Annotated in this window: 12 protein-coding genes and 1 tRNA gene; 10 read left to right on the forward strand and 3 right to left on the reverse strand. The window is 67.9% G+C overall.

Features of this window, described 5'->3' with window-relative positions; all coding sequences use genetic code 11:
* Positions 1-22: 22 nt before the first annotated feature.
* The gene (locus BN3385_RS01685; RefSeq protein WP_059014481.1) at positions 23-625 is read left to right on the forward strand and encodes a hypothetical protein; all 603 of its coding nucleotides are present in this window, start codon (positions 23-25) and stop codon (positions 623-625) included.
* A 117-nt stretch (positions 626-742) separates the two neighbouring features.
* Here the strand turns inward: BN3385_RS01685 and BN3385_RS01690 are convergent.
* Positions 743-825: transfer RNA gene (locus BN3385_RS01690), tRNA-Leu, on the reverse strand.
* 224 nt (positions 826-1,049) lie between these two features.
* Here BN3385_RS01690 and BN3385_RS29390 point away from each other — a divergent pair.
* From BN3385_RS29390 to pknB, 7 genes are all read left to right on the forward strand, one after another.
* The gene (locus BN3385_RS29390; RefSeq protein ID WP_059014484.1) at positions 1,050-2,018 is read left to right on the forward strand and encodes an FHA domain-containing protein; all 969 of its coding nucleotides are present in this window, start codon (positions 1,050-1,052) and stop codon (positions 2,016-2,018) included.
* A gap of 115 nt (positions 2,019-2,133) precedes the next feature.
* A complete protein-coding gene (locus BN3385_RS01700; RefSeq protein ID WP_059014486.1) occupies positions 2,134-2,601 on the forward strand; it encodes an FHA domain-containing protein FhaB/FipA in 468 nt (155 codons plus the stop codon).
* Positions 2,598-4,112, forward strand: coding sequence for a PP2C family protein-serine/threonine phosphatase (locus BN3385_RS01705; RefSeq protein ID WP_059014488.1), 1,515 nt, complete (start codon positions 2,598-2,600; stop codon positions 4,110-4,112). Before BN3385_RS01700 ends, BN3385_RS01705 begins: the two co-directional genes overlap by 4 nt.
* On the forward strand, positions 4,109-5,515 hold the full coding sequence (locus BN3385_RS01710) for an FtsW/RodA/SpoVE family cell cycle protein (protein ID WP_059014490.1): 1,407 nt from the start codon (positions 4,109-4,111) through the stop codon (positions 5,513-5,515). The genes BN3385_RS01705 and BN3385_RS01710 overlap by 4 nt, the downstream gene beginning before the upstream one ends.
* Positions 5,512-6,987 carry a D,D-transpeptidase PbpA gene (gene pbpA, locus BN3385_RS01715; protein WP_059014492.1) on the forward strand — a complete coding sequence of 492 codons (1,476 nt, stop codon included), beginning with the start codon at positions 5,512-5,514 and terminating at the stop codon, positions 6,985-6,987. Before BN3385_RS01710 ends, pbpA begins: the two co-directional genes overlap by 4 nt.
* Positions 6,984-8,225 carry a serine/threonine-protein kinase gene (locus BN3385_RS01720; protein WP_059014494.1) on the forward strand — a complete coding sequence of 414 codons (1,242 nt, stop codon included), beginning with the start codon at positions 6,984-6,986 and terminating at the stop codon, positions 8,223-8,225. Before pbpA ends, BN3385_RS01720 begins: the two co-directional genes overlap by 4 nt.
* Positions 8,222-10,102, forward strand: a complete 1,881-nt coding sequence (gene pknB, locus BN3385_RS01725; protein ID WP_059014495.1) for a Stk1 family PASTA domain-containing Ser/Thr kinase — start codon at positions 8,222-8,224, stop codon at positions 10,100-10,102. Before BN3385_RS01720 ends, pknB begins: the two co-directional genes overlap by 4 nt.
* Here pknB and BN3385_RS01730 read toward each other — a convergent pair.
* Positions 10,086-10,772 carry an aminodeoxychorismate/anthranilate synthase component II gene (locus BN3385_RS01730; RefSeq protein ID WP_059014497.1) on the reverse strand — a complete coding sequence of 229 codons (687 nt, stop codon included), beginning with the start codon at positions 10,770-10,772 and terminating at the stop codon, positions 10,086-10,088. The two genes, pknB and BN3385_RS01730, sit on opposite strands and share 17 nt — an antisense overlap.
* A 27-nt stretch (positions 10,773-10,799) precedes the next feature.
* Complete coding sequence (locus BN3385_RS01735; RefSeq protein ID WP_082690231.1) at positions 10,800-11,591, reverse strand: DUF881 domain-containing protein; 792 nt, start codon at positions 11,589-11,591, stop codon at positions 10,800-10,802.
* Positions 11,592-11,637: 46 nt separating this feature from the next.
* Between BN3385_RS01735 and crgA the strand changes: the two genes are divergently transcribed.
* Positions 11,638-11,919: a cell division protein CrgA gene (crgA, locus tag BN3385_RS01740; protein ID WP_059014501.1), complete on the forward strand. Its 282-nt coding sequence runs from the start codon at positions 11,638-11,640 to the stop codon at positions 11,917-11,919.
* Positions 11,920-12,075: 156 nt separating this feature from the next.
* The gene (locus BN3385_RS01745; protein WP_059016276.1) at positions 12,076-12,492 is read left to right on the forward strand and encodes a PH domain-containing protein; all 417 of its coding nucleotides are present in this window, start codon (positions 12,076-12,078) and stop codon (positions 12,490-12,492) included.
* Positions 12,493-12,497 lie beyond the last annotated feature (5 nt).

The raw sequence follows: 12,497 nt of genomic DNA on the forward strand, positions 1-12,497 counted from the left end.
GCTGGCAGGCAGACTCAGGCCCGTGACCGGCTACATGAAGTTTCGACCACCGCCCGCCCGGATTCTGACCGGCGACGAGCTCTTCACAGGACTCGACCACACCGTGAAGGACTTCTGGTCATACGCGGCCAGAGATCTTCGCTCCAATGTCCTGCGAGGAGTTCTTGCGGAATGGCTCGTGGCGAAGGCCGTCGGCGCGCCGGAACCCCGGCCTGAATGGGATGAATTCGACGTTCTCACTCCCGCAAGCGTTCGCGTTGAGGTCAAGTCTTCGGCCTACCTCCAGGCGTGGCCACAGCACGACCTGTCGACTATCAAGTTCAGCGGCCTCCGCTCCCAGAAGTTGGACCCGGAAACCGGGTATTCGGGCAAGCGAACGTTCAATGCGGATATCTACGTTTTCTGTGTTCAGACGGCGCAGTCACACGATGCCTACGATCCGCTCGACGTTTCGCAATGGGCCTTCTACGTCCTGCCTCGGTCCCGCGTAGAGTCAATCGGTCAACGGAGCATCGGGTTGGCGCGGATCAAAAGTGAGGTGGCGCAACCAGTCGGTTTCGACAGCCTCGCCGCTGCAATCGATCGGACGGCCGCCGAGAACCCGGTCCGGGACCCACGCGAGTAGATCCCCTCGCCGCCATCCCGGTAACCGCCAAGACCAAGCATCACCACAAAGCACAAAGGTCACGACCTCTTTCGAGTTCGTGACCTCTATGCCTGGAGTTCGTAGAACTCCTCTATGTGGGCGAAGGGGGACTTGAACCCCCACGTCCCGAAGGACACTGGCACCTGAAGCCAGCGCGTCTGCCATTCCGCCACTCGCCCAAAACGACCGGGGGAGCGTATCAGGTCCGCTGGATGATCCCCAACTCGCGCCCACGTCGTCCCACCACTCTACGACCCAGGTCACACTTCCCCGCGCGGGGCCCTGACCTGGTGTAATTCGATTCTCAGAGTTCTCATGGTGACGATGCCTCAACCTGGGCCGATACCATGCAGGAGAAAGAAGCGGCGGTGCGACACGCGCCGGACTCGAGGCAGGCGGTGAGATGAGTAACCAGAGAGGTCTGGTTCAACGCATCGAGCGCAAACTCGAGAACACGGTGGGTGACGCCGTTGCGCGGGTATTCGGTGGGTCGATCGTTCCGCAAGAAGTAGAAGCACTACTGCGCCGGGAGGCCTCCGATGGTGTGCAAACACTGCAGGGCGGCCGTCTGTTGGCACCCAACGAGTACGTCATTACCCTCAGTGAGTCCGACTTCGAGAAGGTCAGCGCTGATCGCGATCTCACCTCGGACACTTTTGCCAAACACTTGGGGGGATACCTCCGGGAACAAGGGTGGCAAACGTATGGTGATGTCGTCGTCAGGTTCGAGCAGTCGCCGAACCTGCACACAGGCCAGTACCGTGCCCGTGGCGTCGTCAATCCGGACGCCAGCCCCCACCCGACCGCAGGCGCACGTGACTATGACTACGGTCGCGCTCCTGGCCGCCACGAGGAGCCCGGCTACGGCCGCCCCGAGCCGCGCCCTTCCTACCCCGACCAGGGCGGCTACGAGCAGCAGCAGGGTTACGGCGGCGGCTACGGCCGTCAGGACTACGCCCAGCCCGACTACCCCCGCTACGAGCAAGGCGGTTATGGCGAGCAGGGCCGCGACTACGACTACGGTCAGCCCGCCGGGGGCGGCTACGGCGGCTACGGCCAGGCCCAGGGTGAGTACCCCGGCGCCGGACACAACGTCACCCTGCAGCTCGACGACGGCAGCGGCCGCACCTACCAGCTGCGCGAAGGCGCCAACGTCATCGGCCGCGGCCAGGACGCCCAGTTCCGTCTCCCGGACACCGGGGTTTCGCGGCGGCACCTGGAGATCCGCTGGGACGGCCAGGTGGCGTTGCTCTCCGACCTCAACTCGACCAACGGGACGACGGTCAACAACGCACCCGTGCAGGAGTGGCAGCTGGCCGACGGTGACGTCATCCGGCTCGGCCACTCCGAGATCATCGTCCGCGTTCACTGAGGTCGGCGGGGGGCCGCGCCTTGGGCGAAGCTGTGTGGCTTCACCCTCGGGTCCTGCAGCGTCCAAGTATCGTGGCGGTGCTGCGACAGCGGCGCGAGGACGGAGAGGACGCCGGATGCAGGGACTAGTTCTGCAGCTGACGCGCGCCGGTTTCCTGCTGCTGCTCTGGCTGTTCATCTGGTCGGTGCTGCGCATCCTGCGCAACGACATCTACGCGCCCACCGGCGCGGTCATGGTTCGTCGCGGTCTGGCACTGCGCGGCGCGCTGCTGCCGTCGCGTCAGCAGCGCAGCACCGCCCGCTACCTGGTGGTCACCGAGGGCGCCCTGGCCGGCACTCGCATCACGCTGGGTAGCCAGCCGGTGCTGATCGGCCGGGCCGATGACTCCACCCTGGTGCTGACCGACGACTACGCCTCGACCCGGCACGCCCGGCTGTCCCAGCGGGGTTCGGACTGGTACGTCGAAGACCTAGGATCGACCAACGGCACATACCTCGACAGGGCGAAGGTGACCACGGCAGTTCGCGTTCCGATCGGCACGCCGGTACACATCGGCAAGACGGTAATCGAGCTGCGCCCGTGACCCTTGTCCTGCGCTACGCCGCTCGAAGCGACCGCGGCCTGGTTCGCGCCAACAACGAAGACTCGGTCTACGCCGGTGCCCGCCTGCTGGCCCTGGCCGACGGTATGGGCGGGCACGCCGCCGGCGAGGTGGCCTCCCAGCTCGTGATCGCCGCACTGGCTCATCTCGATGACGACGAGCCCGGCGGCGACCTGCTGAGCAAGCTCGACGACGCCGTGCACGACGGCAACTCGGCGATCGCCGCACACGTCGAGATGGAGCCCGAGCTGGAGGGTATGGGCACCACGCTCACCGCAATCCTGTTCGCCGGCAACCGGCTTGGACTGGTCCACATCGGCGACTCGCGGGGCTATCTGCTGCGCGACGGTGAGCTCACCCAGATCACCAAGGACGACACCTTCGTCCAGACCCTCGTCGATGAGGGCCGGATCACTGCCGAGGAGGCGCACAGCCACCCGCAGCGCTCGCTGATCATGCGTGCCCTGACCGGCCACGAGGTCGAGCCGACGCTGATCATGCGCGAGGCCCGCGAGGGTGACCGCTACCTGCTGTGTTCCGACGGCCTGTCCGACCCGGTGAGCTTCGAGACCATCCAGGAAGCGCTGCAGATCTCCGACGTCGCCGAGAGCGCCGACCGGCTCATCGAGCTGGCGTTGCGCGGCGGGGGACCGGACAACGTGACCGTGGTGGTGGCCGACGTCGTCGACTACGACTACGGCGGCCAGACCCAGCCGATCCTGGCCGGGGCGGTCTCCGGCGACGACGATCACGTCGCACCCCCGAACACCGCCGCCGGGCGCGCCTCGGCGATCAACCCGCGGCCGAACGTGGCCAAGCGGGTGGTGGCCGAACCCGCACCACCGCCAAAACCGCGCTCCCGCAAGCGAATTGTCATCGCCGCCGCATTGGTGGTGCTGCTCGCGATCGCCGGCCTGGTGGTGGGCCGCGAGATCATCCGCAGCAACTACTACGTCAGCGCCTACAACGGCACGGTCGCGATCATGCGGGGTATCCAGGGCTCGATTCTGGGCTACCCGCTGCAGGAGCCCTACCTGCTGGGCTGCCTCAACGACCGCGGCGAGCTGTCCCAGATCAGCTACGGCCAGGCCACCGACAGCCTGGGCTGCTCGCTGATGCGGCTGCAGGATCTGCGGCCGTCTGAGCGCACCCAGGTTTCGGCCGGGCTGCCCGCCGGCAGCCTGGACAATGCGATCGGTCAGCTCCGCGAACTTTCGCGCAGCTCGCTGCTGCCGCCGTGCGCACCGACACCGCCGCCGGGCCCCACGGCAAGTGAAAGTGCTAGCCCGGCCCCGCGCACCACGACCTCGGCACCCACGTCGGCCTCACCGCGCACCACTCCGGCACCGCCGCCGAGCCCCACGGCAAGTGAAAGTGCTACGGCAGCAACCGATTCCGCAACACCTCCGGCTCCGCCCAGCCCGGCGCCGACCGTGACCCAACTGCCCGCCCCGCCGCAGAAGCCGGGTGTCGACTGCCGGGCGGCAGCATGAGCACCCAACCGCAGGCCCCGGTGACGCTGGCGACGGTGACGCCGACCCGGCGTAACACCGAGCTGGCGCTGCTGATCTTCGCGACGCTGATCACCGTCATCGCGTTGATGATCGTGGAGGCCAACCAGGAGCAGGGCATGAGCTGGGATCTGGCCAGTTCCACGCTGGCCTTCCTGACCCTGTTCATCTGCGCGCATCTGGCCATCCGGCGTTTCGCGCCCTACGCCGATCCGGTGCTGCTGCCGATTGTGGCGCTGCTCAACGGTCTTGGGCTGGTGATGATTCACCGGCTCGATCTGGTGCCCGGCGCGCTGGAAGCATCGGCCAAGGGCCCCAGCGACTCTCAGCAGATGTTGTGGACGCTGGTCGGCGTCGTCGGCTTCTCGCTGGTGGTGGTGTTCCTCAAGGATCACCGGATCCTGGCCCGCTACGGTTACGTGTGCGGACTGGCCGGTCTGATCCTGCTCGTCATCCCCGCCCTGCTGCCTGCCCGGTTTTCCGAGACCAACGGCGCCAAGATCTGGATCCGGTTCCCCGGCTTCAGCATTCAGCCCGCCGAGTTCTCCAAGATCCTGCTGCTGATCTTCTTCGCCTCGGTGCTGGTGGCCAAGCGCAGTCTGTTCACCAGCGCGGGCAAGCATGTGCTGGGCATGGACGTGCCGCGCCCGCGCGACCTGGCCCCGCTGCTGGTGGCCTGGATCGCCTCGGTTGGCGTGATGGTGTTCGAGAAGGACCTGGGCACCTCACTGCTGCTGTACGCGTCGTTCCTGGTGATGGTCTATATCGCCACCGAGCGGTTCAGCTGGGTAGCCATCGGCCTGACCCTGTTCGCCGCGGGCAGTGTCGTGGCCTACCACCTGTTCGGCCACGTGCGGGTGCGGGTGCAGACCTGGCTGGATCCGTTCGCCGACCCCGAGGGCGCCGGCTACCAGATGGTGCAGTCGCAGTTCAGCTTTGCCACCGGCGGCATCTTCGGGACCGGTCTGGGCAACGGCCAGCCGGGTACGGTGCCTGCCGCCTCCACCGACTTCATCATCGCGGCCGTCGGTGAGGAGCTGGGCCTGGTGGGCCTGGCCGGCGTGCTGATGCTCTACACGATCCTGATCGTGCGCGGCCTGCGCACCGCGATCGCGGTGCGGGACAGCTTCGGCAAGCTGCTGGCCGCCGGGCTGGCCTCGACGCTGGCCATCCAGTTGTTCATCGTGGTCGGCGGTGTCACCGGGCTGATCCCGCTGACCGGTCTGACGACGCCGTGGATGTCCTACGGCGGGTCGTCGCTGGTGGCCAACTACCTGCTGCTGGCGATCCTGGTGAAGATCTCCCATGCCGCCCGCCGGCCGATCATGACCAGCCCGCACACTCCGATCGCGGCGGCCAGTACCGAGGTGATCGAGCGGGTATGAACACCTCACTGCGCCGTATCTCGATCATGATCATGGCTTTGATCGTGCTGCTGCTGATCAACGCGACGGTCACCCAGGTGTTCCGGGCCGACGGGCTGCGCGCCGACCCGCGCAACCAGCGGGTGCTGCTCGACGAGTACTCGCGCCAGCGCGGGCAGATCACTGCCGGCGGCCAGCTGCTGGCCTACTCGGTGTCGACCAACGGGCACTACCGGTTCCTGCGGGTGTACCCGAATCCCTTTGTCTACGCACCGGTTACCGGCTTCTACTCGCTGCGCTACTCCAGCACCGGCCTGGAGCGCGCGGAGGACAGCATCCTCAACGGTTCCGACCAGCGGCTGTTCGGCCGCCGGCTGGCCGACTTCTTCACCGGCCGCGATCCGCGCGGCGGCAACGTGGACACCACGATCGTCCCGCGGGTGCAGCAGGCCGCGTGGGAGGCGATGCAGCAGGGCTGCAACGGGCCGTGCAAGGGCTCGGTGGTCGCGCTGGAGCCGTCCACCGGCAAGATCCTGGCGATGGTGTCGTCCCCGTCGTACGACCCCAACCTGCTGGCCACCCACGACACCGACGAACAGGGCAAGGCGTGGCAGCAGCTGCGTGACGACCCCGGCTCGCCGCTGACCAACCGTGCGATCTCCGAGACCTTCCCGCCCGGCTCGACGTTCAAGGTGATCACCACCGCCGCCGCCCTGCAGGCCGGAATCAGCGACACCGACCAGCTGACCGCGGCACCGCAGATCCAGCTTCCGAACAGCACCGCGACCTTGGAGAACTACGGCGGCACCGCCTGCGGCAACGCCCCGACGGCCTCGCTGCGCGAAGCGTTCGCCCGGTCCTGCAACACCGCATTCGTGGAACTGGGTATCCGGGTAGGTGCCGATGCGCTGCGCAACACCGCGCAAGCGTTCGGGTTGGACAGTGCACCCGCGCCGATCCCGTTGGAGGTCGCCGAGTCCACGGTCGGCCCGATCGCGGACGCCGCGGCACTGGGAATGTCGAGCATGGGGCAGAAGGACGTGGCTGTGACACCGCTGCAGAACGCGGAGGTGGCGGCGACGATCGCCAACTCAGGGGTGTTGATGCAGCCGTATCTGGTGGACAGCCTGCGCGGACCTGACCTGTCCAACATCGCCACCACCGCGCCCCAGGAGCAGCGGCGTGCGGTTTCTCCACAGGTCGCGGCTAAGCTAACTGATTTGATGATCGGCGCCGAACAGCTCACCCAGCAAAAGGGAGCCATTCCGGGCGTCCAGATCGCTTCCAAGACCGGTACCGCCGAACACGGCACCGACCCGAGGAACACACCCCCACATGCCTGGTACATCGCGTTCGCCCCGGCCCAGAGCCCCAAGGTCGCGGTCGCGGTGCTGATCGAGAACGGCGGCGACCGGCTGTCGGCGACCGGCGGAGCGCTGGCCGCCCCGGTCGGGCGGGCAACCATCGCGGCGGCTTTGCAGGGGGCATCGTGAGCCCCCGCGTAGGTGTCACCTTGTCGGGCCGCTACCGGCTGCAGCGGCTCATCGCCACCGGCGGTATGGGTCAGGTCTGGGAGGCCGTCGACAGCCGGCTGGGCCGGCGCGTCGCAGTGAAGGTGCTCAAGCAGGAATTCTCGTCGGACCCGGAGTTCGTCGAACGGTTCCGCGCCGAGGCCCGCACCGTCGCGATGCTCAACCATCCGGGGATCGCCGCCGTGCACGACTACGGCGAGACGGATATGGACGGCGAGGGCCGGACCGCCTATCTGGTGATGGAGCTGATCAACGGTGAGCCGCTGAACTCGGTGATCAAGCGCACCGGTCGGCTCTCCCTGCGCCACGCGCTGGACATGCTGGAGCAGACCGGCCGCGCGCTGCAGGTGGCGCACGCCGCCGGGCTGGTGCACCGCGACGTCAAGCCGGGCAACATCCTGATCACCCCGACCGGGCAGGTGAAGCTCACCGACTTCGGTATCGCCAAGGCCGTCGACGCGGCGCCGGTCACCCAGACCGGCATGGTGATGGGCACCGCCCAGTACATCGCGCCCGAGCAGGCCCTGGGTCATGACGCCACCGCCGCCAGCGACGTCTACTCACTGGGAGTTGTTGGCTACGAAGCGGTTTCGGGCAAGCGCCCGTTCGTCGGCGATGGCGCGCTGACCGTGGCGATGAAGCACATCAAGGAGACCCCGGCGCCGTTGCCCGCCGACCTGCCGCCCAATGTGCGTGAGCTCATCGAAATCACCCTGGTGAAGAACCCGGGCATGCGCTACCGCAACGGCGGCCAGTTCGCCGACGCGGTCGGCGCAGTGCGGGCCGGCCGTCGCCCGCCGCGGCCGAACTCCGCACCGACCATCCGGGCCACCCCGGCAGCCATCCCGGGTAGTTCACCGCGGCTACCGGCAGCGGCCCCCGCCACCGCGGCACGCCCGCGTCCGGCCACCGGCGGGCACCGCACCCAGCCGGCCCGGCGCACCTTCTCCTCGGGTCAGCGCGCCCTGCTGTGGGCAGCCGGCGTCCTGGGCGCACTGGCCATCATCAGCGCGATCCTGATCGTACTCGCCGACCGCGACCGCCGGGACAATGCCCCGGTCCAGCGCACCGAAACCGAGACGGTGACGCCGCCGCCGTCGGGCGCCGGCACCGCCCCGTCCGGATGGGACGGCAGGGAGCCGGTCATCCGGTTCGCCCTGGCCGAACCCGCCGACCTCGATGGCGAGGCACCCTCATGACCACGCCACAGCACCTGTCCGACCGCTACGAGCTGGGCGAGATCCTCGGCTTCGGCGGCATGTCCGAGGTGCACCTGGCCCGCGACACCCGCCTGCATCGCGATGTGGCGGTCAAGGTGCTGCGCGCCGACCTGGCCCGCGACCCCAGTTTCTATCTGAGATTCCGCCGCGAAGCCCAGAACGCCGCCGCGCTGAACCACCCGGCGATCGTCGCCGTCTACGACACCGGCGAAGCCGAGACCACCACCGGGCCGCTGCCCTACATCGTCATGGAGTACGTCGACGGGGTGACCCTGCGCGACATCGTCCACACCGACGGGCCGATGCCGCCGCGGCGCGCGATCGAGATCATCGCCGATGCCTGCCAGGCGCTGAACTTCAGCCACCAGCACGGCATCATCCACCGGGACGTCAAGCCGGCCAACATCATGATCTCCAAGACCGGCGCGGTGAAGGTGATGGACTTCGGCATCGCCCGCGCGCTGGCCGACGCCGGCAATAGCGTCACCCAGACCGCCGCGGTCATCGGCACCGCCCAGTACCTCTCACCCGAGCAGGCCCGCGGCGAGTCCGTCGACGCCCGCTCCGACGTCTACTCGCTGGGCTGCGTGCTCTACGAAATCCTCACCGGCGAGCCGCCTTTCATCGGTGATTCGCCGGTGGCCGTGGCCTACCAGCACGTCCGCGAGGACCCGGTGCCGCCATCGCAGAAGCATTCGGGTGTCACCCCGGAACTGGACGCCGTCGTCCTCAAGGCGCTGGCCAAGAACCCCGACAACCGCTACCAGAGCGCGGCCGACATGCGCGCCGATCTGGTTCGGGTGCACAACGGGGAGGCGCCGGAGGCGCCCAAGGTGCTCACCCCCGCCGAGCGCACCTCGATGATGGCCGCCACCCCCGGTGTGCCGTCACATGCCGAGACCACCGACGAGATCCCGCGCCCGGGCCAGTTCGTGGACCGTGACCGGGCCGGCGGCTCGATCGGGCGCTGGCTCATTGCCGTCGCGGTGCTGGCCGTGCTGACCGTCGTGGTGACGATCGCGATCAACATGGTCAGCGGAAGCCCGCGGGACGTCCAGGTGCCCGACGTGCGGGGCCAGGCCTCGGCCGACGCGATCGCCGCGCTGCAGAACAAGGGCTTCAAGATCCGCACCCAGCAGAAGCCGGACAACACCGTCCCGCCCGATCACGTCATCAACACCGACCCGGCGGGCAACTCGCAAGCCGGGGCGGGCGACGAGGTCGTCATCAATGTCTCCACCGGGCCCGAACAGCGCGAGGTGCCCGACGTGTCCTCGCTGAGCTACGCCGAGGCGGTGCAGAAGCTCAAGGCCGCCGGGTTCGGCAAGTTCAAGCAGAGTGATTCGCCGTCGGCGCCCGAGCAGAAGGACAAGGTCCTCTCGACGATCCCGCCGGCCAACCAGACCTCGGCGATCACCAACGAGATCACCATCGTGGTGGGCTCCGGGCCGCAGACCGCGGCGGTGCCGGTGATCGCGAGCCAGACCGTCGACGTCGCCGGACAGATCCTCACCGCCTCGGGCTTCCTGAAGTTCATTCAGGTCCCCGTCGACAGCACCGAGCCCACCGGCCAGGTGGTCGGCTCCGACCCGGCGGCCGGGCAGATCGTCCCGCAGGACACCGTGATCCAGATCCAGGTGTCCAAGGGCAACCAGTTCGTGATGCCCGACCTGCGCGGTCAGTTCTGGACCGACGCCGAACCCAATCTGCGGGCACTCGGGTGGACCGGTGTACTGATCAAGGGCCCCAACGCTGACAACAGCGGGGTCCGCAGCAATGGCGTGGTGACCCAGAGCCCGCCGGCCGGTAGCCCGGTGAGCTTCGGGGCGTCGATCACCCTCAGCTTTGCGTCGTAGACGCTGCTAACGGATCGTTGGCGGTCGCGTGCCGCACGGTGTCGGCCACTTCCTGCTCCAGCCGGCTCACCAGAGTCTCGGCCGGGGCTGTACCGCAGTAGCCGAGCCAGTTGGCCAGCATGCGGTGGCCGCCCTCGGTGAGGATCGACTCGGGGTGGAACTGCACACCGTGGATCGGTAGCTCGACGTGGCGCACCGCCATGATCACCCCGCCCCGAGTCTGGGCGGTGACCTCGAGGGCAGCCGGCACGGTCTCCGGCAGGATGGTCAGCGAGTGATAGCGGGTGGCCGTGAACGGGTTCGGAAGTCCATGCAGCACACCGACATTCGTGTGGTAGACGGTGCTGGTCTTGCCGTGCAGCAGTTCGGGGGCGCGGTCCACGGTGCCGCCGAAGGCCACCCCGATGGCCTGGTGTCCCAGGCACACCCCGAGCAGTGGCGTGGTCGCGGCCGCGCAAGCACGCACCAGCGGGATTGAGGCGCCGGCACGTTCGGGGGTACCCGGTCCGGGGCTCAGCAGCACGCCGTCGAATTCGGCCGCCACGGCGTCGGCGTCAGCCAGGCGTTCGTCGTCGTTACGCCACACCGTCGCGTCCACCCCGAGCTGACCCAGGTACTGGACCAGGTTGAACACGAAGCTGTCGTAGTTGTCGACGACCAAGACCTGCACCGTGCAAGGTTACCTGGGACTATCCAGTCAATATCCGACCGGACCGGCAGGCTGGGCGTAGCGCATTCGCACCGGCTCGGTGTACCCGGCGACCTGGAGATCGCTGCGGACCTGCTCGCTGTAGCCCAGGCCGAAGCGCACCACGTACTGCTTGTAGAGCGTGACGAGCGGCGCGGCGGCCAGCGCGGCCTGCATGGCCCTGGCGTCACCGATCGCGGTGACGACATAGGGCGGGCTGTAGGTGCGCCCATTGAGCAGCAGGGTGTTGCCGACGCACCGCGGCGCAGAGGTGTTGATGATCCGCTGGTCCTGCATCTGAATCGCCTCGGCGCCGGAACTCCACAGGGCATTCAGCACGGCTTGGATGTCCTGCTGATGGACCACCAGGTCGTCGGGGGAGGCGTCGCGCGGGAACCGGCCGTTGGCGTCGCGCTGGGCATCCGACAGCGTGACCACCAGGCCGGGGCCGTGCACGGGGTCGAGCCCGGCGTCGGCAGCGAGCTGATCGGCGCGGGCCAGCATCGCCGAGAGCGCCGTGCCCGCCGAGGCGCCGTGGGTGGTGTCCACCTGGGCAGCCAGGGCGTCGCGCTGGGCGCTGAGCCGGTCGACGGAGTTCTGGGCATCGTGGACCAGGTCAACGAGCCGGGGAGCGTCACTGCGGCGGATTTCGCCGCCCCCGGACACCCCGTGGGTGGCGGCCAGCAGCAGGCCGGCCAGCAGACACACCACCGGGACGCCGTAGCGCCACGCCGAACGTGGGGCCGCGGTCGTCGCCGGTGCCGCGTGTGTCTGGTCGCGGCGTCGCTGCGTTAATCTCATAGTCGATCTGCGACCATCGTCGCACCGATTCGTCCCGAAGGTACCCATGCCCAAGTCCAAGGTTCGCAAGAAGAACGACTTCACCGTCAAGCCGGTCAGCCGTACCCCGGTGAAGGTGAAGGCCGGGCCGTCGAGCGTGTGGTTCGTCGTGCTGTTCATCGGCCTGATGCTGATCGGGCTGATCTGGCTGCTGGTGTTCCAGCTCGCCGCGTCCGGATTCGATACCCCGAGCGCCCTGCAGTGGATGGCTAATCTGGGGCCGTGGAACTACGCGATCGCGTTTGCTTTCATGATCACAGGTTTGTTGCTCACGATGCGGTGGCGCTGACCGGCCCCGGCACCCTTTCCGGACTCACTCTGTGTGCGCGCCGTTACTGTGCTGGCAACCTTCTGGTAAGCCAATCACATCGATGTGATTCATCCCCATTGTTGATAGCACCTGTGGATAACTGCATTCCCCACGGTGACGGCACCCGAGGACCCCATGCAGCAAACTGAGTGGGCGCCACGGCCCGGAGGTGTCATCGGGCTCGGAATTGCCGGGCTTGTGATGGCTATCGCCTGTGTGACCGTGGTCACAGACCCTCCGGGGCGCATTCTGACCGGCGTTGCCGCGGTAGGGCTGATCGTGTTTGCACTCGGATCGTGGCGCGCCCGGCCCCGGCTGGCAATCACGCCCGACGGCCTGGTCTACCGGGGGTGGTTTAGGTCACAGACTTTGCGGAACCCGGACATCTCGCTGATCCGGATCACCGAATTCCGCCGGATCGGGCGCAAAGTACGACTTTTGGAAATCGACACCACGGACAACCGGCTGATCGTGCTCAGCCGGTGGGACCTGGGGACCGAACCGTTGACGGTGCTCGACGCACTCACCGACGCCGGCTATGCCGGGCGGTGAGTACG

It is taken from the genome of Mycobacterium sp. M26, from assembly GCF_001494595.1.
Taxonomy (GTDB): domain Bacteria; phylum Actinomycetota; class Actinomycetes; order Mycobacteriales; family Mycobacteriaceae; genus Mycobacterium.

Coding starts and splice junctions, on each gene's coding strand:
- pknB (WP_059014495.1), top strand. CDS start 8,222: ATGACCACGCCACAGCACCTGTCCGACCGCTACGAGCTGGGCGAGATC.
- BN3385_RS01735 (WP_082690231.1), bottom strand. CDS start 11,591: ATGAGATTAACGCAGCGACGCCGCGACCAGACACACGCGGCACCGGCG.
- BN3385_RS29390 (WP_059014484.1), top strand. CDS start 1,050: ATGAGTAACCAGAGAGGTCTGGTTCAACGCATCGAGCGCAAACTCGAG.
- BN3385_RS01745 (WP_059016276.1), top strand. CDS start 12,076: ATGCAGCAAACTGAGTGGGCGCCACGGCCCGGAGGTGTCATCGGGCTC.
- pbpA (WP_059014492.1), top strand. CDS start 5,512: ATGAACACCTCACTGCGCCGTATCTCGATCATGATCATGGCTTTGATC.
- crgA (WP_059014501.1), top strand. CDS start 11,638: ATGCCCAAGTCCAAGGTTCGCAAGAAGAACGACTTCACCGTCAAGCCG.
- BN3385_RS01700 (WP_059014486.1), top strand. CDS start 2,134: ATGCAGGGACTAGTTCTGCAGCTGACGCGCGCCGGTTTCCTGCTGCTG.
- BN3385_RS01710 (WP_059014490.1), top strand. CDS start 4,109: ATGAGCACCCAACCGCAGGCCCCGGTGACGCTGGCGACGGTGACGCCG.